Annotated in this window: 17 protein-coding genes; 13 read left to right on the top strand and 4 right to left on the bottom strand. The window is 65.1% G+C overall.

From position 1 onward, the window contains the following. Positions 1–10: 10 nt before the first annotated feature. Positions 11–4,102 carry a VCBS domain-containing protein gene (locus I6F36_RS05560; protein ID WP_225171071.1) on the bottom strand — a complete coding sequence of 1,364 codons (4,092 nt, stop codon included), beginning with the start codon at positions 4,100–4,102 and terminating at the stop codon, positions 11–13. 409 nt (positions 4,103–4,511) lie between these two features. Between I6F36_RS05560 and I6F36_RS05555 the strand changes: the two genes are divergently transcribed. The 3 genes from I6F36_RS05555 to I6F36_RS05545 all read left to right on the top strand — a co-directional run bounded on the left by I6F36_RS05555 (position 4,512) and on the right by I6F36_RS05545 (position 10,040). Then, complete coding sequence (locus I6F36_RS05555) at positions 4,512–5,138, top strand: FecR family protein (RefSeq protein ID WP_306469098.1); 627 nt, start codon at positions 4,512–4,514, stop codon at positions 5,136–5,138. A 65-nt stretch (positions 5,139–5,203) separates the two neighbouring features. Next, on the top strand, positions 5,204–6,109 hold the full coding sequence (locus tag I6F36_RS05550; protein WP_192893148.1) for a tetratricopeptide repeat protein: 906 nt from the start codon (positions 5,204–5,206) through the stop codon (positions 6,107–6,109). A gap of 214 nt (positions 6,110–6,323) precedes the next feature. Next, positions 6,324–10,040, top strand: a complete 3,717-nt coding sequence (locus I6F36_RS05545; protein WP_225171070.1) for a tetratricopeptide repeat protein — start codon at positions 6,324–6,326, stop codon at positions 10,038–10,040. A gap of 169 nt (positions 10,041–10,209) precedes the next feature. Here I6F36_RS05545 and fliP read toward each other — a convergent pair whose 3' ends face one another. Together fliP and I6F36_RS05535 are read right to left on the bottom strand one after the other, a co-directional pair. Beyond that, a complete protein-coding gene (fliP, locus tag I6F36_RS05540; RefSeq protein WP_036013079.1) occupies positions 10,210–10,968 on the bottom strand; it encodes a flagellar type III secretion system pore protein FliP in 759 nt (252 codons plus the stop codon). Continuing rightward, positions 10,965–11,939: a flagellar biosynthetic protein FliO gene (locus I6F36_RS05535; protein WP_225132771.1), complete on the bottom strand. Its 975-nt coding sequence runs from the start codon at positions 11,937–11,939 to the stop codon at positions 10,965–10,967. Before I6F36_RS05535 ends, fliP begins: the two co-directional genes overlap by 4 nt. 351 nt (positions 11,940–12,290) lie before the next feature. Between I6F36_RS05535 and flgB the strand changes: the two genes are divergently transcribed. From flgB to I6F36_RS05485, 10 genes are all read left to right on the top strand, one after another. After that, positions 12,291–12,695, top strand: a complete 405-nt coding sequence (gene flgB, locus I6F36_RS05530; protein ID WP_036013075.1) for a flagellar basal body rod protein FlgB — start codon at positions 12,291–12,293, stop codon at positions 12,693–12,695. A 19-nt stretch (positions 12,696–12,714) separates the two neighbouring features. Continuing rightward, positions 12,715–13,140: a flagellar basal body rod protein FlgC gene (gene flgC, locus I6F36_RS05525; protein ID WP_036013073.1), complete on the top strand. Its 426-nt coding sequence runs from the start codon at positions 12,715–12,717 to the stop codon at positions 13,138–13,140. A gap of 16 nt (positions 13,141–13,156) precedes the next feature. Next, positions 13,157–13,471 carry a flagellar hook-basal body complex protein FliE gene (fliE, locus tag I6F36_RS05520; protein ID WP_157280796.1) on the top strand — a complete coding sequence of 105 codons (315 nt, stop codon included), beginning with the start codon at positions 13,157–13,159 and terminating at the stop codon, positions 13,469–13,471. Between the two features lie 107 nt (positions 13,472–13,578). Beyond that, positions 13,579–13,842, top strand: a complete 264-nt coding sequence (gene fliQ, locus I6F36_RS05515) for a flagellar biosynthesis protein FliQ (RefSeq protein WP_025037372.1) — start codon at positions 13,579–13,581, stop codon at positions 13,840–13,842. A gap of 17 nt (positions 13,843–13,859) precedes the next feature. After that, a complete protein-coding gene (gene fliR, locus I6F36_RS05510) occupies positions 13,860–14,630 on the top strand; it encodes a flagellar biosynthetic protein FliR (protein ID WP_225114657.1) in 771 nt (256 codons plus the stop codon). Positions 14,631–14,643: 13 nt separating this feature from the next. Continuing rightward, positions 14,644–15,723 (top strand): flagellar biosynthesis protein FlhB, encoded by a 1,080-nt coding sequence (flhB, locus tag I6F36_RS05505; RefSeq protein WP_225171069.1) that lies wholly within the window; start codon positions 14,644–14,646, stop codon positions 15,721–15,723. 155 nt (positions 15,724–15,878) lie between these two features. Next, the gene (cckA, locus tag I6F36_RS05500) at positions 15,879–18,467 is read left to right on the top strand and encodes a cell cycle histidine kinase CckA (protein ID WP_225132768.1); all 2,589 of its coding nucleotides are present in this window, start codon (positions 15,879–15,881) and stop codon (positions 18,465–18,467) included. A gap of 230 nt (positions 18,468–18,697) precedes the next feature. After that, the gene (locus I6F36_RS05495; protein ID WP_225132767.1) at positions 18,698–19,711 is read left to right on the top strand and encodes a Tim44 domain-containing protein; all 1,014 of its coding nucleotides are present in this window, start codon (positions 18,698–18,700) and stop codon (positions 19,709–19,711) included. Between the two features lie 144 nt (positions 19,712–19,855). Further along, entirely contained in the window at positions 19,856–20,536 is a 681-nt protein-coding gene (locus tag I6F36_RS05490; protein WP_225132766.1) for a lectin, read from the top strand. A gap of 251 nt (positions 20,537–20,787) precedes the next feature. Continuing rightward, a complete protein-coding gene (locus I6F36_RS05485; RefSeq protein WP_225132765.1) occupies positions 20,788–21,495 on the top strand; it encodes a glutathione S-transferase in 708 nt (235 codons plus the stop codon). Positions 21,496–21,517: 22 nt separating this feature from the next. Here the strand turns inward: I6F36_RS05485 and I6F36_RS05480 are convergent, their stop codons facing one another. Then, on the bottom strand, positions 21,518–22,192 hold the full coding sequence (locus I6F36_RS05480; RefSeq protein WP_036027901.1) for an isoprenylcysteine carboxylmethyltransferase family protein: 675 nt from the start codon (positions 22,190–22,192) through the stop codon (positions 21,518–21,520). Between the last annotated feature and the right edge of the window lie 44 nt (positions 22,193–22,236).

The raw sequence follows: 22,236 nt of genomic DNA, 5'->3' as shown, positions 1-22,236 counted from the left end.
GCTCGGGGCGTCACAAGATCAGATCGTGCAAGCCGTGGCCGTGAGCCAGACTTGGGACATGAGGCGGATCAACATCGGGCGGAGATGGTTCAGGCGTGAACGCCAGTTCGAGCCCGTGGAATCCTCCAGCGTGGCCGGGATGACCGGCGAGGTCTAGATGATCCGGCACCACGCTGTGCTGTGAGCCCTGCGAAGCGTTATCCTTGAACTTGAACGACTCGCCGAGCTGCTGCGTCTCGCTTGCAAGCGAATGGTTGGCGCCTCCGCTCGACGACTTCAGAAGGCTCGGATTGAGCGTCGCCTCTGCCATTCCATCGTTGGCACGACCGTGGGCATGCGCCGCCTCGTCGGCGTTTCCTTGAGGCGAGGGGCCGTGATTCCCGGCATTGTTCCCCGGTGCAAGCCCGCGCCCGGCGTGCTGTTCGGCGGCATTCTGGTCAAAATTCAGCGCGGCGATGGCAATGTCAGGCATGTGGCCGCTGCCAGCAATCGCGCCACTTTTGGCCAGCAATGCTGTGTCGGGACCGGCCAGGTGGTCGAAGACAAAACTGGCCTCCGTCGGTGCGGCGACGTATTGCGACATCGTAGACGGTCCGCTGCCCGAAGGAGCTACCGCAACAATAGGGAGTGTTTCGGTCGAGGGCGTTTGCATCGGGTCCGAACTGGAGATGCTCGAATATTCAGTTTGTTCGATCTGGTCCGAAGGCGTATCCAGGTTGTGGAGCGGCTCGCTTGACTGGATGTCCGGACTCTCTGCGAGGAGCGTGCCGTCGCCGCTTCCGGAGTCGGACGAGATTTCGGAAGTGATCGTCATTACCCCGGCCGCATCACTCTGCAGAGTTGCGGTGAGGTCGGTCAGCTCGCTGGCGACCGCCACTACAGGCGCCGCTGGCGCCAGGATGAAGTCCGAGGCATCGACGGTTGCAATCCCCTGCAAATGGATTTCGAGCAGACTGGAATCGCCGATGTGCAGGGTCTGGTCCGTTGAGTTGACGTACACGATGGTTTCGTTCGACGCGCTGTCATAGATCCAGGCGATCGTATGTGGCGGCACCGTCGTGTTGGTTGAGCTCAACGCCAGGATGGCAAACCCGAGCGCGCCAAAGGCGGTCAGGTCGATCCTGTCCGCTCCCGATGCGAAGTCGGTGAGGGTGTCGAACTGACCGGCACGGGAATCGGCAACGAACAAATATGCGAAACGATCGTTGCCATTGCTGCCGGTGAGTTGGTCCGCACCAAATCCGCCGGTTATGGTATCGGCGCCGTTGTTGCCGTTTACCGTATCGTTTCCCGAGCCGCCGTAGATGGCATCATTGCCATCGTTGCCCTTGATCGTGTCATTGCCTGAGCCGCCATAGAGAACGTCCGTCTTGCCGGTCCCATTGACCGTATCACTGCCGGCTCCCGCATAGATGACCTGACCTGTGTCGCCGCCGCCGGCGATGGTTTCGCTCCCCGGCGTTCCGTACACGTTCGGAGGATCGGAGATCACGACGGATCCGGTGGCCAGGTTGTCAAAATCGTTGGGGTCGGCATCACTGGCGCCATGAATGGCGACGGTCACCGTCTGCGTGGTACCGTCGATCGCGGTCACCGTGAATGTGTCGGTCAGGGTGTCGCCGGAATCGAGAGCCTCAACCACGCTGTTGTTGTTGTCGAGGGTGTACGTCCATGCGCCGGCTGCGGTCATCGTGAAGGTGCCGTATCCGTCGTCGCTCGCGGTCGGTGAAGAGATCGCGGTGAACGTATTCGGCGCGTTGTCGACGTCGGTATCGGTCAGCGTGCCAGTCGCGATGGGAGCGCCGGGCGAGAAGGTTCCTGCCTCGGTCACTGAGCCGGTCGTGGTGCCGGAAATGAGGGCCGCGTCGTTGCTGCCGTGAATGGTGATCGTCACCACTTGTAGCGTGCCGTCGAGGGTCGTGACAGTAAAACTGTCGGTGAGTGTGTCCCCGACATTCAGCGCCTGCACCGCGCCGCTCGCATTGTCGAGCATGTAAGTCCACGCGCCGGCGGCGGTTAGCGTAAAGGTGCCATAACCATTCGTGCTTGCCTTGGGCGAACTCACCGCAGTGAAGGTATTGGACGCATTGTCGACGTCGGCGGCAAACAGCGTGCCGGTTGCGCTCGGGCTGCCCGGTGTCGCATTGGCAACGCCGCCGGCCTCGGTCACCGCACCGGTCGTGGTGCCGGAAACGATGGCGGCATCGTTGGTGCCATGGATGGTGACCGTCACCACTTGGGCGGTTCCATCCAGAGTGGTCACCGTGAACGTGTCGGTCAGCGTTTCGCCGGTATTGAGCGCCTGCACCGCAGCGTTGGCGTTGTCGAGCGTGTAGGTCCACACGCCGGCAGCCGTCATGGTGAAGGTGCCGTAGCCGGCGGCGCTCTGCGTCGGCGAGCCGACGGCCGTGAATGCATTTGCGATCGTGTCCACGTCGGTATCGGTGAGGGTGCCGGTCGCGATGGGCGTGCCGGGGTTAGCACTGGCGACGCCGCCAGCCTCGATGACGGCGCCGGTCGTGTCGCCGGAGATGACCGCTGCATCACTGGCTCCCTGGATGGTGATCGTCACCACCTGGGGCGTGCCTCCGATCGTGGTCACCGTGAAGCTGTCGGTTAGCGTTTGGCCGGCATTGAGCCTCTGCACTGCGAGGTTCGAATTGTCCACGGTGTAGGTCCACACGCCGGCAGCCGTCATCGTGAAGGTGCCATAGCCGCCGGTGCTCGTCGTTGGCGAACTCACGGCCGTGAATGTATTTGGTGGGTCGTCGACGTCGGTATCGGAAAGCGTGCCGGTCGCAATCGGCGTGCCGGGCGTTCCATTGGCAATGCCGCCAGCCTCGACGATCGAACCGGTCGTGGTGCCGGAGATGATTGCAGCGTCGTCGACACCGTTGATGGTGACTGTGAACGTCTGACTCGCAGAACTGAGGCCGTCGGAAACCGCGATGACGAAACTGTCGGTCGTGGGCGCCTTCAGCGCGTTGATCGCGATGCTGTCAGGCACGAACGTGTAGGCGCCGCTCGTACTGTTGACGTAGAGCGTTCCGTACGGACCGGGCTTTGACAGGTCGTATGTCACTCCGCCGAGGACCGTCTCGCCGGCGGTCGCCCCTATGACGCCAAAGGTCAGCTTGGCGCTGCCGCTGGTGCTGCTGGCAGCGAAGATTCCGCTCGTCGCAGTGAATGTATCAAACACCACCGTATCGAGCTCGGTCGGCCCCGCTCCGGTGCTGAGTGTCGGCGGTATGGGGTCGAAAACGGGAATGACGAATGGCGACACAGGCGCCAGCAAATTCTGCAGCGAGGGCGCGTCGGGCTGAATGAAATTGATCGGCTGCAGCGATTGGGTTTTGACGAAGGGAGGCGTGCTCGAGCCATGCGGCCCCTGTCCGTCCAGATTGGCGAGCACGTCCTGCTGTGCGGCGCGCAACTCGTCCATGCGAGCGGCCGAGTTCGCGACCTGATTGACACTGATGGTGGATCCCACTTTCTTGACGATGATCGTTTCGCCGGGATCATCGACGATGATGTGCCGTGGGATCGGCTCCTTGGTCACGAGCTCAAATGCGCCGTGCGCAAGGTCCTTGTAAGTGATGGAGTCGTCATCCAGGAATGTGACGTCCGGGTCCGCGGCCTCGGCATTTTCCGCAACCGAGAAAGTCAATGCTGCAAGCGTCAGCATTCCGAAACCGCCCGCGTGACTTCGGGCGCGAATGCCTGCAATTGGCGTATTCAGCTGGAGAGACCCGGTTTCTGCCAGCCGACCTGGTACGAAACTGAAGCTGCCTCGGGTCACGTCGAACAGGGCTGTAGGTGGCGTGCCTTCGACGTCGAAGACGAATTCGCTCAGCGCGAGGCGAGTGTCGCAGGAGATGTTGAAGAAAGTACCGTCGACAATGCGAATCGTGATCTGTCCGTCGGCGTCAGTCTCTATCACGTCAGCCCGGTAGACAGGCGCGCCGGCTACGGCCTGTGTGGCGACGCCACTGGCTCGCGTGAGCGTACCGCAGCCGATCGCTGTATGAATATGGCCAATGATTTGGACGGGCAGGGCCGCGGCGGCCCTATTGCCAACCTGGACATCGGATGCAACCAACATGGCTCGACCTCGCCTGGGTGATTAATTCAGGCTCGGCGTGCTGCCATGGTCTTTCGGGGCGGCCCTCGCCAAGGGACAAATATCCTGGGCGCTGGCAGCCGAAGGCTTGCCGCCGAAAATCATCAAGTCTGGGCCAGAGAGACGCATGGCGCGGGGACGGCGGCGCGTAATGCCATTCCCGGCGCGTATCCCTCCCGCTAAAGTGATTAAATTGACAAACGAGAGCTTATTTAATTTGTGGCGCTTCCGTAGCGTTACGGTAAATTAGGACGATTAAAATTATTAAACAAGAAATTTATTTATTGCGACCGCGCTTCGCGGTTCAAGAGCGGTTCAAGAAATGAGCCGCCGCTAGTCGATAGGATCTTCTCGGAAAGGGCGGATCATGTGCAGACCTACGACAGCCGCTTTGGCGACCGGCTTGGTCTTGGCGCTAGCCAATTTCTCGCCGAGTGCGGCTCAAGCGCAAGTCGATTCCACCGGGCCCGCCGTCGCCAGCTCGTCTTCCAAACCGATCGGGAAGGTGGCGACGGCCACAGGCTCCGTCACGATCGAACATGCGGGCGCAGTGATCGTTCAAGCGAATGTCTCAAGTGAGCCCGGCCAGGCCAAGAGGGGTGATCCCGTATATCTTGGTGACGTGGTGCTGACCGGAGACGACGGCCGGGTCGGAATAAATCTTAGCGACGGCAGCTCGTTCAATTTATCGAGCAACGCCCGTATGGTGCTGGATCACTATGTGTATGAGCCGGCCGGCAAGTCCAACGCGACCCTGTTCAGTCTTGCCAAGGGAACGTTCACTTTTGTTGCGGGCAATGTTGCGAAGACCGGCGATATGAAGGTCGATACGCCCGTTGCCACGTTGGGGATCCGAGGTACGACGCCGCACATCGAGATTTCTGATGACGGGTCAGCCAAATTTTCGACGCTGATCGAAGAGGGCAAAAGCAAGGTCCTGAAGAAGCCGCCGGCCGGCGCGGCGCCGGAGCCCGATCGAAGCGCCAATCGCAGGCTCATTATCTGTCGGGGATGCTGAGAAGTTTGCTCGGCCGAAGCCGCCGTGATGCCGGCGCAGCGTCCGGCCCGGCAGAGAGACGCAACATGAGTGCTTCGTTTCGCTCGCGGAGTTCGGCGCTTGGTGTGAAAATCGCACGGGCCAGTGTCATCAGGGCAGGGATGCTCATTCTGATCGTTGGACTCTCCGGTTCGTCAGGCTTGGCGCAGACGTCGAAGAAGAGCAGCTCACTCAAGAATATCGAGCTATGTAACGGGTCAGATCGGGTCTCGCCCGAAGCTCGCATCGAGGCCTGCACGGCCTTTATCGATGCGGGCGAGGGGAGCACAAATGGCTTTGCCGTCGCCCACAACAACAGGGGCAATGCCCATAGCGCCAAAGCCGACTACGAAGGCGCGATCAAGGATTTCGTCGCAGCGACCCGGCATAACCCGAATTATGCGAAGGCCTTCAACAACCTCGGAGTGGCCTATCTGAGGACGGGCTCGCACGACCTTGCCCTTGGCGCTTTTCAGGAGGCGCTGAAGCTCAACCCCAACTATGCCACTGCCTTTGCCAACCGTGCGGCAGCGTTCTTGAAGAGGAATGCGTACGACCGTGCAGCGCAGGACTATGACGAAGCAATTCGCCTTGACCCGAAGCTGGAGGCGGCCTGGAGCGGACGCTGTTGGGCCCGGGCCATCCTCGGCGCCTTGCAGGCTGCGATGGAGGATTGCGAGATGGTGCTTCGATCGGGAGCGGGTAACGCCGCGACATACGATTCGCGAGCCCTGATCAATCTGAAAATGGGACAACTCTCCGCGGCTATCGACGACTACAACGCGGCGCTGCGGTACGCTCCCAAGCTGGCGAGCGCGCTGTACGGTCGCGGGGTCGCCAGATTCAAGCTCGGCGACACAGACGGCGGCAATAGCGATATCTCGGCGGCCAGAAGGATCGAGGCCCGAATCGCCGAAGATTTTGTCCGCTATGGGGTGCCGCAAAGGGACTGACAGGCCGCGACATCGTGCAGCCGTTAACAACTGCTTAACCGCCTGCGTCTCAAATTCAAACTCGCGGAACGGCCCCCGCTCCATCCGGCACGGCATGCTGTTCCCGCAAATCAAGACATAGCATTAACAAGTCCTTAATTGGCGAGACCTACAGTCGACGGCACGGGCCGGCGCCAGTGCCGGCATGCCCGCCGAACCGGAAGAAATGCCGCCAATGGCGCGAGAGGCTGCCGCTGGATTTGTGTCGCGAGCCCGCGCATCGGCGCGGGGCTTGTCGCGTCACGCCCGCGCCGCGGCCTTGCTGGCGGCCTGTCTCCTGCTTGGCCTTGCGGCGCCCGGCCGGGCGGCCGATCCGATCAGGGGCGAGGCGACGTTTTCAGCCGGTGGCGGCTTTGCCCGTCTCGTCATCAAGCTCGGCGAGGACGTTCCCTCCGAGGTGACGACCGCGGGCTCGATCCTCGTCATCCGCTTCGACCGGCCCGTCGATGTGCCCGTCGAGCGCATTCCGGAAGGCGCGCCCGATTACGTCAATTCCGCCCGCCGCGACCCTGACGGCGGCGCCATCCGCCTGTCGCTGGCGCGGCGCGTCACTGTGAACACCATGAACGCCGGCGAGCGCACCTTCATCGACCTGCTGCCCGAGGGTTGGAAGGGGCCGCCGCCGAGCCTGCCCATGGACGTGGTCAAGGAGCTTGCCGAGCGGGCACGCGCGGCCGAGCGTGCGCTGCGCGCCCAGCGTGCCGCCGCGGAGTCCAGGAAGCGTCCGCCGATCCGCGTGCGCGCCTCGGTGCAGCCGACCTTCGTGCGCTTCGTGTTCGAGATGCCCGACGGGGTCGGCGTCTCCTCCGTGCTCAACGAGCAGAAGCTGACGCTCGTCTTCAACGCCAATCTCAATTTCGACCTGGCGGACGCGGTTCTCGCCGCGCCGCCGAACGTCGCCTCGATCAAGCAGAAGTCCGATATCGACCAGACCAATGTCGAGATCGCGCTGATCGGCGATGCCGACGTGCATTCGTTCCGCGACGAGAAGAACTACGTCGTCGACGTCTCCTTCCAGCCCGACAAGGGTAAGTTGGCGGCAACGCCCGAGGCGACGATCGCGCAGATGAAGCCGGCCGGCCGCGGGCCGGCGGCTGCACCTGCACCTGCACCTGCACCAGAAAAGCCCGCCGCCGAGAAGAAGGACGCCCATCGCGAGATCCCACCGCCGACCTCCGAGACGATCGCGCGCGAGGCCAGGATCGAGATCAAGCCCGAGGTGAAGGTGGAAGCGCCCGCCGCGCTGCCGCCCGCCGAAGCGCCGAAACCGGCAGCCTCTCCCGCGGCCGAAGCGGCCCAACCGCCCAAGGAAGCTGCGAAGTCGGCGCCGGCGCCTGCGCCCGTCGAAGCGCCCAGGGAGGTCGCGAAGGAACCGGTCAAGGATGCCGCCAAGGATGCTGGCAAGGATGCTGCCAAGGCTGTGCCGGCGGAGGTGCCGGTCGCGCCCGCGATTGCCAGCGTCGATGCGCGCCGCGACAGCGACGGCTTGCGCGTGACGTTCCCGTTTCAGGTCGCAACGCCGGCGGCGGCGTTCCGCCGCGGCGACACCGTGTGGCTGGTGTTCGATACGCCGAAGCTCGTCGATGTCGAGGCGATCCGCACCAAGGGCGGCGCGATGATCGGCGAGGTCGGCCGCGTCCCGCTCGACAAGGCGCAGGCGGTGCGCATCCGTCTCACCCGTCCCCTGGTCTATTCGCTGACGAGCGAGGAGGTCGGCAAGGAGACCAACTGGATGTTGACGCTCGCCGACAAGATCCAGGCGACGCCGCTGCCGCTGATGATGTCGCGCAACATCACCGATCCCGCGCTCGCCAATATCGCGATCCCCTTCGCCAATCCAGGCCAGCTGCACAAGCTCACCGATCCCGATGCCGGCGACACGCTCTATGTCGTCACCGCGCTGCGGCCGGTGCGCGGCTTCATCAAGCGGCAGGACCTCGTCGATCTCTCGCTGCTGGAATCCGCGCACGGCATCGCGATCCGGCCGAACTCCGACGAGATCGGCGTCGAGGTCGGCTCCGACAAGGTCATTCTCGGCAAGAAGGGCGGCTTGACCCTGTCGCCGGTCGACATCTCGGCCGAGCGGGCGCCGACCGCCGTGCGCCCGATCTTCAGTCCCGAAGGCTGGCGCAAGGGCCAGTCGGAAAACTTCATGGCGCGCCAGGGCGAACTGATGACGGCGATCTCGGCGGTCGAGCCGGCGCTGCGTTCGCTGCCGCGGCTCGATCTTGCGCAATTCTACATGTCGCGCGCCATGTATCACGAGGCCAAGGCCGTGACCGACGTGATGCTGAGCGATCCGCTCAACAAGGAGGAGAGCGGCGCGCTGATCATGCATGCGATCGCCAACATCCTGATCGGCCGGCCGGCGCAGGGCCTGAAGGATCTCGCCAATCCTGCGATCGGCAATAGCCACGATTCCCAGCTTTGGAAGGCGCTCGCCTATGCGCGCCAGGGCAAATGGGCCGATGCGCGCGAAAAGTTCAAGAACGTCGAATTCGCCATCGCCTCGCTGCCGCTCGACATCCAGCGCATCGTGACGATGGACGCGATGCGCGCATCCCTCGAGGTGAAGGACTATGCCGGCGCCTCCAAGCGCCGCAACGAGCTCGAGGTGGTCGGTGTCCCGCCCGAGGCCGCGCCAGGCTTCGCCGTGCTGCGCGGCCGGCTCGCCGAGGCGCTCGGCCACGACAAGGATGCGCTCGACGATTACAAGCTCGCGGTCGCCTCGAATGACCGTCCGGCTGCGGCCGAGGCCAAGCAGCTCGAGATCGCGCTGCGTCAGAAGCGCGACGAGATCGGCAAGGAAGAGGCGCTGCGGGAGCTCGAGACGCTGTCGATGACCTGGCGCGGCGATGCGATCGAGGTCAAGACACTGCAGATGCTGTCGCGCCTCTATGCCGACAACGGGCGCTACCGCGATGCGCTCACAGCCGCGCGCACCGCGACGAGGCTGCAGCCGAACGCCGAAGCCTCGCGTCAGGCGCAGGATCTCGCCTCCGAGCTGTTCACGCAGATCTTCCTCGGACCGAAGGGCGACGAGCTGCCGCCGGTCGAGGCGCTCGGGATGTTCTACGAGTTCCGCGAGCTGACGCCGATCGGCCGCCGCGGCGACGAGCTGATCCGCCGTCTCGCCGACCGTCTCGCCTCGATAGATCTGCTCGACCAGGCCGCCGAGCTCCTGCAATACCAGATAGATCATCGCCTCGAAGGCGCCGCGCGCGCCCAGGTCGCCGCGCGCCTCGCCATGATCTATCTCGCCAACCGCAAGCCCGACTTGGCCATCACCGCGCTGCGCGCGAGCCGCATCAGCGATCTCTCAGGCGAGCTCCGGCAGCAGCGCCTGCTGCTGGAGGCGCGTGCGCAGAGCGACGTCGGCCGTCATGATCTTGCGCTCGACATTGTCTCCAACGTCGCCGGGCGGGAAGTGCTCCGCCTGCGCTCCGACATCTTCTGGGCGGCGCGGCGCTGGCGCGAGTCCGCCGAGCAGATCGAGCTCTATTACGGAGACCGCTTCCGCGACTTCAAGCCGCTCAATGCGGTCGAGAAGAGCGACATCATCCGCGCCGCCGTCGGCTACGCCCTCGCCGACGACTCGATCGGCCTGTCGCGCTTCCGCGAGAAATACGCCCCGCTGATGAGCGAGAGCGCCGACCGTCTCGCCTTCGACATTGCGAGCAAGCCGGCCGCAGCCTCCAGCGCCGAATTCGCCGAGATCGCCAAGCTCGCCGCCAGCGTCGACACGCTCGACGGCTTCCTGCGCGAGATGAAGCAGCGCTTCCCCGACGCCACGGCCCGCGCGCCCGGCGCGCCGCAGGCCAAAGATACGAGCGACCACACCGGCTCGCTGCCCACGATCCCGGTCGTGCGGCAGATCAAGATGACGCGGTAGAGCTCAGCGGCGCGCCATTCCTCCGTCATTGCGAGCGCAGCGAAGCAATCCAGAATCTCTCCGCGGCGGCACTCTCTGGATTGCTTCGTCGCAAGGCTCCTCGCAATGACGGGAGGGAACGGAGGCGATCGCTATGGGCGGGGGGATGCAGGCGTCCCGAAGCCCGCCGTCACCCCCCGTAACTCTGCACCAAGCTCCCCGCCACCAGCGACCAGCCGTCGACCAGCACGAAGAAGATCAGCTTGAACGGCAGCGAGATCGTCGCCGGCGGCAGCATCATCATGCCCATCGACATCAGCACCGAGGCGACGACGAGGTCGATGATCAGGAAGGGCAGGAACAACAGGAAGCCGATCTCGAAGGCGCGCTTCAGCTCGGAGATCATGAAGGCGGGGACGAGAATGCGTAAGGCGAGATCGTCGGGCGTGGCCGGCGGCGGCTCGCCGGAGAGGTCCAGGAACAGCTTCAGGTCCTTTTCGCGCACGTTCTTCTGCATGAAGCCGCGCAGCGGCACGGAGGCGCGCTGGAACGCGTCCTCGACGCCGATCTGGTTGGCGACGAGCGGGCGGATGCCCTCGTCGTAGGATTTCTGCAGCACCGGGCCCATCACGAAGAAGGTGAGAAACATCGCGAGCGCGATGATCACCGAGTTCGGCGGGGCGGTCGCAGTGCCCATCGCGGTGCGCAGCAGCGACAGCACCACCACGATGCGGGTGAACGACGTCATCATGATCAGGATCGACGGGGCGATCGAGAGCACCGTGAGCAGCGCGATCAGCTGGATCGCGCGCTCGGTGACGCCGCCGCCACCGGCGCCGCCACCGAGATTGATGCTGATGTCCTGGGCATGCGACGGCATTGCGAGCGAAGCCGCGCCGACCAGGACAGAAAGGAAAAGAACTCTACGCGGGAGGGCGGGCAACCTCACGAAGATGGCTTCGGACGGCCGAGCAGGGAGGCCATCTCGTCTTCGAGATTTTCAAAGCTGGTCTTTTCCGCAGCCGGCTTCGCCGGCGCAGCGGGCGGTGCCGGCGGCTCGCTGCGGGCGGCGCGCGCCGGAGCGGGCGGCGGCTCCGGCGCAACCGGAGGCGCGACCGTTTCCCCGGCCGGGCGGCGCAGGGCAGCCTCGAGGCGCTGCGCCATTTCGGCGAGATTCTGCTCGGCGCTCGAGGGCGCGGCAGCGGGTGCCGGCGGCGGAACGGGCGCAGCCTGCGGCACGGGCGGAGGAGGCGGTGGTGCCGCGGCGCGCTCGGCTCGCACCGGCGGCATCTTCATCGGCTCACTGCCGCGCGGCGGACGCGGCATCAGCGGCGGCTCGCCGCGGGCGATGCGCGGCGGCAGCGGCTCGGGCCGCGGTTCGCGCTCGGGACGTGGCGCGATCGGCTCCGGCGTAAAGCCGCCCAGAGCCGGCTCGCTGCGGCGTTCGGCCAGTGCAGGCGCAGGCCGGCGCACCTCGTCGGCGAAGGATGGCCGCGCGGGCCGCGGCGGCGGCTCGGGCATTTGCGGCTCGGGATGATCGAGCAGCTCGGGCCGCGGCGCTTCATCGGCCCAGCCGCCGGCATCGGGCATGGGGGCAAGGCGCGGCGATTCGGCGGCACTCGGACGTTGCGGGATCTGGTCGCGGCTGGGCGCGGCGCGAACGATGTTGGGCTCGACAACGATGTCGGTTGGGCCGCCGATCATCAGCAGATGCTCGACATTGTCGCGCCGGACCAGGACCAGCCGGCGCCGGCCATCGACCGCGGCGGCGTCGATCACGGCGAGGCGGGGCATCCGGCCGCGCTGGGTGTTGGCGCCGATGCGGCTACCGGCGAATCGGCGAACCAGCCATGCAGCGACGCCGATCAACGCCAGAACGACGATGAACGCGACGATGAAGGTGATAGGGCTGCCTTGCATACTTGTCCCCGACAAATGGCGCATTTTTCGTGCCCATGGTCAGTCGAATCGACCACCGGCGGACGATGCCCCAAACTGCGATTTCTTAACGTTCCACGGCAAGTTTTGCCGTCCCCAACTCTTAATAACCCATGAATCGCCCGATCCAAAACGACTTCTTGCCCTGCGCACGTCTCGCCAAACGGCTGGGTTAATGCCACTTTTCGCGGCGTCGAATGGCGGGGCGCAAGAATCAGTTTCGGCTGGGGACATGCATCACGACCGGTCCTTAACCAGCTGTTAACCATACAGGCGGCAAATTCTGCCTAGCGGCGGTCCCTAGGGTCCGTCGGGGCGGAGGGAGCCGCGACGATGTCCATCAACGATATTCCGGAACTGTCGGTGCTTCGGACCAAGATGCAGTGGCATCAGGAGCGCCAGCGCGTCCTGTCCGAGAACGTCTCCAATTCCGACACGCCGAAATTCCGGCCGCGCGACCTGGTCGAGCCGAAGTTCGACAAGGCCGGCGCCGTCACGGGGTCCATGGGGCCCTTGGTCCTGACCCGGACCAGCGCCTCGCATTTGGCGCCGTCGGGGGCCCCTTCCGCCTTCGACCAGAACAAGAACGCGGGTTTCGAGACCCGCCCCGCCGGCAATGCCGTCAATCTCGAGGAGGAGATGATGAAGGCCGCCAGCAACCAGATGGACTACGCCGCGGTGACCTCGCTCTATTCGAAGAGCCTGCGCCTGCTCAAGACCGCGATCGGCAAAGGTTAGGCCCTAAAGGAGGCGGATCATGGCAAATGACAGCAGCGACTTCGCCCGCTCCATGGCAATCGCGACCTCGGGCCTGCGCGCGCAGGCCGGCCGCATGCGGGTGATCTCGGAGAACATCGCGAATGCGGACTCGACGGCGCAGACTGCCGGCGGCGATCCCTACCGGCGCAAGGTGCCGACCTTCTCATCCGCGCTCGACCGCACGCTCGACGCGCAGGTCGTCACCCTCGGCAGGATCAAGCCCGACCAGTCCGCCTTCCGCGTCAGATACGAGCCGAACAATCCGGCTGCGGATGCCAGCGGCAACGTCAAATATCCCAATGTGAACTCGGTGGTCGAGATGACCGACATGCGCGACGCGCAGCGGTCCTACGAGGCCAACCTCAACATCATCAGTGCGACGCGCCGGATGATCCAGCGCACGCTCGACATCCTCAAGAGCTGAACAGGACATTTGAGCCATGGCATCACCGACAATTGCCGCCAATGCTTACGCCAGCCTCGCCCGCGTGCTGGAGAACACCGGCACCGGCGCCGGCAAGGGCAGCGAACCGAACGGGCAATCCTTCGCCGCGCTGCTGAAGGACGCCGTCGGCAGCGTCGTGGAATCCGGTCGCAAGTCCGACGCGCAGACGGTGGCGATGGCCTCCGGCAAGGCCAACGTGATGGACGTGGTTACGGCGGTCGCCGACACCGATGTCGCGGTGTCCACGCTGGTCTCGGTCCGCGACCGCGTCATCGCGGCCTATGAAGACATCATGAAGATGCCGATCTGATTTGAAGCGAATGGCGAGTGGCGAATGGCGAGCTCTGGCCACCATTCGCTACTCGCGATTCGCTACTCGCTTCTCGCGCCTTCCTCTAACCCCATCGGAACCTCCAAATGACCGGACCCGAGACCCTCGACGTCGCGCGCGATGCGATCTGGACCATCGTGATCGTGTCGTCGCCGCTGATGGTGGTCGGCCTCGTGGTCGGCGTCATCGTGTCGCTGTTCCAGGCGCTGACGCAGATCCAGGAGCAGACGCTGATCTACGTGCCGAAGATCCTCGCGATCTTTGCCACGATGCTGTTGGCGCTGCCGTTCATGGCCGATTCGATGCACGCCCACATGCTGCGGATATCGTCGCGAATCATAGGCGGCTGAGGCACTATGCGTGAATTATGCGCATCGACGTCTCGTTGCTGCCGGCGCTCGCCGCTTCCTTCATGCTCGCCTTCGCCCGGGTCGGCGCGATGGTGATGCTGCTGCCCGGCCTCGGCGAGACCAACATCCCGACGCGGATCAAGCTGTCGATCGCGCTGCTGCTCACGCTGATCATTCTGCCGCTGCATCGCAACGCCTATCAGGTCGACATGGGCTCGCTGGCGCCGCTGCTGGTGCTGATGCTGCATGAGATCGCGATCGGCATCGTGCTCGGCGCGACCGCGCGCGTGACGTTGTCGGCGCTCCAGGTTGCGGGATCCGTGATCGCGCAGCAGATGGGGCTCGGCTTCGTCACCTCGGTCGATCCGACGCAGGGCCAGCAGGGCGTGCTGGTCGGCAACTTCCTGACCATGCTGGGCGTGACGCTGCTGTTTGCCACCGACAGCCATCATCTGGTGATCGCGGCGCTGAACGACAGCTACACGATCTTCTCGCCGGGCGAGACCGTGTCGAGCGGCGACGTCGCCTCGCTGGCAACGCGCGCCTTCTCCGCCGCGTTCCGCCTCGGCTTGCAGCTCTCCGGGCCGTTCCTGGTGTTCGGCCTCGTCTTCAATATCGGACTGGGCGTGCTGGCGCGGCTGATGCCGCAGATGCAGGTCTATTTCGTCGGCGTGCCGCTGTCGATCTTCGCGGGCTTCCTGGTGCTTGCCGTGGTGCTCACCGCGATGATGGGCACCTTTCTCGACTACTTCATCGGTGTCATGCACCAGATGATGCCGCTCAGGTGAGGGGGATCGATCGGTGGCCGAAGACAACGATCCCGAAAGTCAAACAGAAGACCCGACGCAAAAGCGCCTCGACGATGCGCTCGAACGCGGCGACGTCGCCAAGAGCCAGGAGATCAACACCTGGTTCATGATGGCGGGCGGCACGCTCGTCGTCTCCACCTTCTCGGGCTCGGTCGGCAGCGGGCTGCTGACGCCGATGCGCAACCTGCTTGCCAATTCCTGGATGATCAAGACCGACGGCAAGGCCCTGCTCGCGCTGATGGAGCAGATCGAGCTCGCCGTGCTTGCCGCGATCGGCGTGCCCCTGTTGGTGCTGGTGCTGGCGGCCATCGCCGGCAACATGCTGCAGCACCGGCTGGTTTGGTCGGCCGAATCCCTGAAACCCAAGTTCAACAAGATTTCGCCGGGCGCCGGCTTCAAACGCATCTTCGGCAAACAGGCGGCGGCCAATTTTCTCAAGGGCATCGGCAAGCTGGTCGCCTTGGCCGTGGTCATGACCATGATCCTGTGGCCGGAGCGGCACCGCATGGAGGCGATGATCAGGCTCGATCCGGCCGCCATGCTCGGCGCCAGCACCAGCATGACCATCCAACTGCTCGGCGCGGTGGTCGCCGCGCTCGCGATCGTCGCCATCGCCGACTATTTCTTCCAGTACCGAAGCTGGTTCCAGCGGCAGAAGATGTCGCTCCAGGAGATCAAGGAAGAGTACAAGCAGTCCGAAGGCGACCCCCACATCAAAGGCAAGATCAGGCAGCTGCGGCAGCAGCGCGCCAAGAAACGCATGATGGCGGCGGTTCCCAAGGCCTCCGTGATCATCACCAACCCAACCCACTATTCGGTAGCGCTGTCCTACGAGCGCGGCATGACCGCGCCGATCTGCGTCGCCAAGGGCGTCGACAATCTCGCCTTCAAGATCCGGGAGATCGCGCGCGAGCACGACATCCCGATCGTGGAGAACGTGCCGCTGGCCCGCGCGCTCTACGCCACCGTGGACATCGACCAGGAGATCCCGACCGAGCACTACCATGCCGTTGCCGAAGTCATCGGCTACGTCATGCGCCTGAAGCGCGGATTCAGCGCCGGACGGGGATAAGATGCCCGAAACGTACCGGAAATGGCCGTAATCTGGGAATCAGCGTACCTTTTGCCGTTGCTGCCCTTGCACCTCAGGGTCCGATTCAGGCAGGGAGGACCCCACGCGCCCGGTGGCGCGTTGATTCTCTGCCGACAGGCTGCGCCAGCTCGAGAATGACCGCCGAGACCGACCACGACCTCACACGCGAGCCCGTTGCGGCGCACGAGCCGTCGCCGCGCTCGGGCAGCATTGCGCTGGTGCTGTTGGTGGCCGCCGGCCTCGTCGCCGTGGCCGTCGGGCTGATGACGCTCGGGCGCGCGCAGGCGCAGCCCTATATCCTCGGTATCCTCGCCGTGCTGGCGATGGTCGGCCTGTTCAACCTGTTCGCCTTCGCCGCCGGCATCATCCGCTTCGCCGACCGCAATCTCGACGATCCCGTCATCGGCCGCATCTCCGATCACGCCTTCGACGGCCTCGCGGTCACCGACGCGCGCGGACACGTGGTCTATTCCAATGCCGCCTATCTGACGCTGACCGGCGCCACCGGACCGCAGGACGTGCGCCCGGTCGAGCGAGTCTTCATCGGCAACCCCGACGTCTCGGAAGCCGTGTTCCGGCTGCTCAAGGCCGCGCGCGAGGGCAAGCGGCAGCAGGAAGAGGTGCGCATCTCCGGCCATGACGGCAATCAGGGCCGCTGGCTGCGCATGCGCGTGCGCCCGCTCGGCACCGGCAAGCGCGAGGCGAAATACGCGGTGTGGTCGATCGCCGACATCACGCGCGACCGCGAACGCCAGGAGGACGTGTTCCAGGAGCTCCAGCACGCGATCGAATATCTCGATCACGCCCCGTGCGGCTTCTTCTCGGTCAATCCGGCCGGCGAGCTCGCCTATGTCAACGCGACATTGGCGAACTGGCTCGACTACGACCTCGCCGAGATCGGCTCCGGCGGCCTGAAGCTCACCGATATCGTCTCCGGCGACGGCGCTTCGCTCTTGACCTCGATCGTGGCGGTGCCGGGCGAGGTGAAGACCGAGGTGTTCGACATCGACCTGCGCATGCGCACCGGCAAGACCATGCCGGTGCGGCTCTATCACAAGCTCGCCTTCGGCGCCGACGGCGCGCCGGGGCCCTCGCGCACGCTCGTGATCAGCCGCGCCCGCGACGAGCGCAGCGACCCTGATCGTGCCGCCGAAGTGCGCTTCATGCGCTTCTTCGACCACACGCCGATGGCGATCGCGACCGTCGATCGCGCCGGCAACGTGGTGCGCGCCAATGCGCGCTACGCCAAGCTCAGTCAGGCGCTGGGGCTCGACACCTCTTCCAAGTCGATCTTCCGCGCGGTCAATTCGCGCGACCGGCACCTCCTGATCGCGGCCATCAACCAGGCCGCCGAAGGCAAGGCCGATATCGCGCCGGTCGAGGTGGCGCTGGAAGGGGCCAAGGAACGCTGGGGCCAGTTCTTCGTGACGCCGGTCGATTCGGCCGAGACCGAGGCGGAAGCCGCCATCGTGCACATGCTCGAGACCACCGAGCGGCGCGCGCTGGAAAACCAGATCAACCAGTCGCAGAAGATGGAGACGGTCGGCCAGCTCGCCGGCGGCATCGCCCACGACTTCAACAACGTGCTGTCCGCCATCATGATGGCGAACGACTTCCTGCTGAACGCGCACAAGCCGACCGACCCGTCGTTCCAGGACATCATGCAGATCAAGCAGAACGCAACGCGCGCCGCCACCCTGGTGCGGCAGTTGCTGGCGTTCTCGCGGCGGCAGACGCTGCGGCCGCAGGTGCTCGATCTCGGCGACGCGCTGTCCGATCTCACCATGCTGCTGCGCCGGCTGATCGGCGAGAAGGTCAAGCTCGACCTCGTCCACGGCCGCGACCTCTGGCCGGTGAAGGTCGACGTCTCCCAGTTCGAGCAGGTGATCGTCAACCTCGCGGTGAACGCGCGCGACGCCATGCCTGACGGCGGCAAGCTGATCATCCGCACCGCCAACGTCACCAGCGACGATTCGGGCAAGCTCGCCTACAAGGGCATGCCCGCCGCGGATTATGTCCGCATCGAGGTCGCCGACACCGGCACCGGCATCCCCGCCGACATCCGCGACAAGATCTTCGAGCCGTTCTTCTCGACGAAAGAGGTCGGCAAGGGCACGGGCCTCGGGCTCTCCACCGTCTACGGCATCGTCAAGCAGACCGGCGGCTTCATCTACGTCGATTCCGAGCCGGGGCAGGGCACCTCGTTCCACATCTTCCTGCCGCGCCACATCGCCGAACGGGAGGTGCAGGTCGAGCAGCCCGCAGCCGCAATCGGCGCGACCAGCGACGCCGCGAAGGAAGCCGCGCCCCCCGCGGCGGCAGAGGCGAAGCCGCGTACCGACCTCACCGGGCAGGGCACCATCCTGCTGGTCGAGGACGAGGAGGGCCTGCGCGCGCTCAATGCCCGCGGCCTGCGCTCGCGTGGCTACACCGTGGTCGAGGCCGAGAATGGCGTCGAGGCCATGGAGGTGCTGGACGAGCAAAGTGGCGCGATCGATCTCGTCGTCTCCGACGTCGTCATGCCGGAGATGGACGGCCCGACGCTGTTGAAGGCCATGCGCGAGAAGAACCCCGACATCAAGTTCATCTTCGTCTCCGGCTATGCCGAGGATGCCTTCGAGAAGAGCCTGCCCGAAGGCCAGCAGTTCGACTTCCTGCCAAAGCCCTTCACGCTCAGCCAGCTGGTCGCGGCGGTGAAGGAGACGATGACGAAGCAGGGGTGAGACCTGCCGCTCTCCTCGCAATGACGGCTGGTGGGCCAGCTCGGCTCGCGGACCCGGGGAAAAGCGGAAATCGGGTCGTAAACCCGGCGGTAAGCATCCTCCAATGGTTCCCGTAAAACCCCTGTCATATATGGGCTTTTGCCACATCCCCGCGACTGAGGGCCGCAGCCGCAAGTTCCGAAACCGGCTTCACTTTTCGGGAAGTCTGACCATCTTAGGGGCACGTCCCCATGCCGGGGATTTGGGAAACGCACATGACTTTCTCGCTTCGCTCCCGGAAATTCTTCAACACGATCGCCGTCGTGCTGGCGCTTGCGCTGCCGACCGCGCTGACGATCTCGTCGGCCGACGCCCGCGCGGGTGGCGGCATGTCGTCCGGTTCGCGCGGTACGCGCTCCTATTCGGCGCCGCCGTCGACCACGACCGCACCCGGCTCGGCCTCGCAGTTCAACCGCACCTACACCCAGCCGGGCGCAGGCATGAACTCGGCCGCGACCGCGCCGGCGCGCGGCGGCCTGTTTGGCCGCGCCGGCGGCTTCATGGGCGGCCTTGCGGCCGGCTTCCTCGGCGCCGGCCTGCTCGGCATGCTGTTCGGTGGCGGCCTGTTCGGCGGCCTCGGCGGCCTGTCCTCGATCATCGGCCTGATCATCCAGATCGCGCTGGTGGTGCTCGTGGTCCGGCTGGCGATGTCCTGGTGGCAGCGCCGTCACGCTCCGCGGGCGGCTTACGCCAATGCTGAGGCCGGCGCAGCGCCCGGACCGCAGACGAACTATCGCAGCGGTCTCGGTGGCGGCCTTGGTAGCGGACTCGGCGGCTTCGGCTTCGGCGGCAACAACGCGCCGCTCGAGATCAAGCCGGACGACTATGAGGCGTTCGAGCGCCTGCTCGGCGACGTCCAGGCCGCCTGGTCGAACGAGGACGTGGCCAAGCTGCACACGGTCGCGACGCCGGAAATGGTCTCCTATTTCGAGCAGGACCTCGCCCAGAACCGCGCCCGCAACGTGGTCAACAAGGTCACGGATGTGAAGCTGTTGCAGGGCGATCTCGCGGAAGCCTGGCGCGAAGGCGAGACCGACTATGCCACGGTGGCGCTGCGCTTCGCGCTCACCGACAAGACGCTCGACCGCAACACCGGCGCAATCGTCGCCGGCAGCGAGCAGCCGGGCGAGGCGACCGAGATCTGGACCTTCGCCCGCCGGCCGGGCACAGGCTGGGAATTGTCAGCGATTCAGCAGACCAACTGATCGCGGACGGGATGAGGAACCAGGGCGTCGTGCTTCGGCACGGCGCCCTTTTCTTTTGGGCCTCTCGCAGCACGGCATCGGAATAAGCGGGGGCGCCTCGGGTTGAAGTCAGGCGGCGAACAAAAACAACGTTGGGAGGACAGGATGATCCGTATCGAGAAATCCATGACGATTTCCGGTGTTGCGCTGGCCATGGTCTTGCTTGCTGCCCCATCGGCGCAAGCGCAGTCGGCCGACATGACCTTCTTCGTGACCTCCAACGGCCCCGGCAAGGGCGCCGATCTCGGCGGCCTCGAAGGAGCCGACGCGCAATGCCAGAAGCTTGCACAAGCCGCCGGGGCCGGCACCAAGACCTGGCGCGCCTATCTCTCGACGCAGGCCGCCGACGGCAAACTCGGCGTCAACGCCAAGGATCGCATCGGCAAGGGGCCGTGGCAGAACGCCAAGGGCACGGTGATCGCCAAGGACGTCGCCGAGCTGCACGGCGCGACGAACAATCTCACCAAGCAGAGCGCGCTCAGCGAAAAGGGTGAGGTCATCAATGGTGCCGGCGACCAGCCGAACCGGCACGACATCCTCACGGGATCGCAACCGGACGGCACCGCGTTCGCCGGGCCGGACGATCGCACCTGCAAGAACTGGACGTCGAGCACGCAAGGCGCCGCGATGGTCGGCCATTTCGATCGCCGGGGTCTGCGCGACGACGAACCCTCGAAATCCTGGAATAGCTCTCACCCCTCGCGGGGTCCCGACGGCGGCTGCTCGCAGGCCGATTTGAAGACCACCGGCGGCGACGGGCTGCTGTACTGCTTCGCGGCGAATTGAGACGCTGAGTTCTCTCCACCGTCGGAGCTCTCTCCATTCGTCATCGCGAGGAGCTCTTGCGACGAAGCAATCCAGAGTGTCTCCGCGGAGGCATTTCTGGATTGCTTCCGCCTTCGCCAAGCCTTCGGCGGACAAGTCGCTTGCGCTCGCAATGACGGCGTATGTTGAACCGCCGTTCCGCCTCACGCTGACGGAACCTTCAGCCACGTGCTACATTGGTCCGATCGCCTCCACGCTCACGGACCTCCCCCATGAAATACGAGCTCTACTACTGGCCCGAGATCCAGGGCCGCGGCGAATATGTGCGGCTGGCGCTGGAGGAGGCGGGCGCCGCTTACGTCGATGTCGCGCGCGGTCCGCGCGGATCGGCCGCGATGATGAAGATGATGGACGCGCAGAAGGGCACGCCGCCCTTTGCGCCGCCGTTCCTGAGAGCGGGCAAGCTCGTCATCGGCCAGACCGCCAACATCCTGCTCTATCTCGGCTCCCGCCACGGGCTTGCGCCGAAGACGGAAGCCGGCAGGCTCTGGGTGCACCAGCTTCAGCTCACGATCACGGACTTCGTCGTCGAGATCCACGACACCCATCATCCGATCGGGCCCTCGCTCTATTATGAGGATCAGAAGGCGCCGGCGAAGAAGCGCACGGCCGACTTCTGGGACGAGCGCGTGCCGAAATATCTCGGCTATTTCGAGCGGCTCCTCGCCGGGAGCGGCAGCATTTACGTGACGGGCCGGCGCCTGACCTATGTCGACCTCTCGCTGTTCCAGCTCGTCGATGGGCTGCGTTATGCTTTCCCCAAGCGCATGAAGGCGTTCGAGAAGGATGTCCCGGGCCTCGTCGGCCTGCACGACCGCATCGCCGCACGGCCCAACATCCAGGCCTATCTCGCAAGCGAGCGCCGCATTCCCTTCAACGAGCAGGGCATCTTCCGCCGCTATCGCGAGCTGGACCGATAGCGGCTTCGTGCAGTTGGCGCGTTCACCAGACGCCGGGGATGAGGCGATGGCGCACCCGCGCCGTGTAATCGGTGTAACCGGGCAGACCCTCGCGCAGCGTGCGCTCCTCGATCGGGATGCGGACCGCGAGCAAGGCGAGGAGGAGCGGCATCATCGCAAGTCCCCACCACGATCCCAGCAGCAACGGCACGCCGGTGAAGAACAGGATCATGCCGCTGTACATGGGATGGCGGACATAGGCATAGGGTCCGGTCGAGATCACGTGCTGCGCGCGCTCGGCTTGCAGCTTCACCACGGGCGCGGCGAACGAGTTCTCGCGGAACACCCACATGGTGAACAGTGTCGAGCCCAGGAACAGCCCGAGTCCGAGCACCTGCAATGCCGTCGACATGTCAGAGGATCGAACACGCCGGTCGAGCCCCATTAGGACAAGCCAGGCCAGGATGGCAACGATGAACAGCGCCATGAACATCTTGTCGGCGGCGGGCTGATCCTTTTGAAGCACCGGCCGCAGGCGTTCGGCGAGCAGCGCCGGATCGGTCCGGTAGAGCCACCAGCCGCAGAGTGGGCCGAGCAGGGCGGAGGTTGCGAGGAAGGCCCAGGCCGACGGCCAATGCAGCGTCCCCGCGCACGCGAACAGCAGCGCGCCCATGCCGACGACGAACACGGTGTTCCGCAATAGCAGCCGTGCGAACATGCGCAGGTCCCGAGTGAACGGCGCATGATCCTGGTGCAGCTATC

The sequence above is a fragment of the Bradyrhizobium sp. BRP19 genome (genome assembly GCF_020194195.1).
Taxonomy (GTDB): Bacteria; Pseudomonadota; Alphaproteobacteria; order Rhizobiales; family Xanthobacteraceae; genus Bradyrhizobium; species Bradyrhizobium yuanmingense.
Note: the sequence above shows the minus strand (reverse complement) of the source record. Positions and strands in the feature narration are given on the sequence as shown.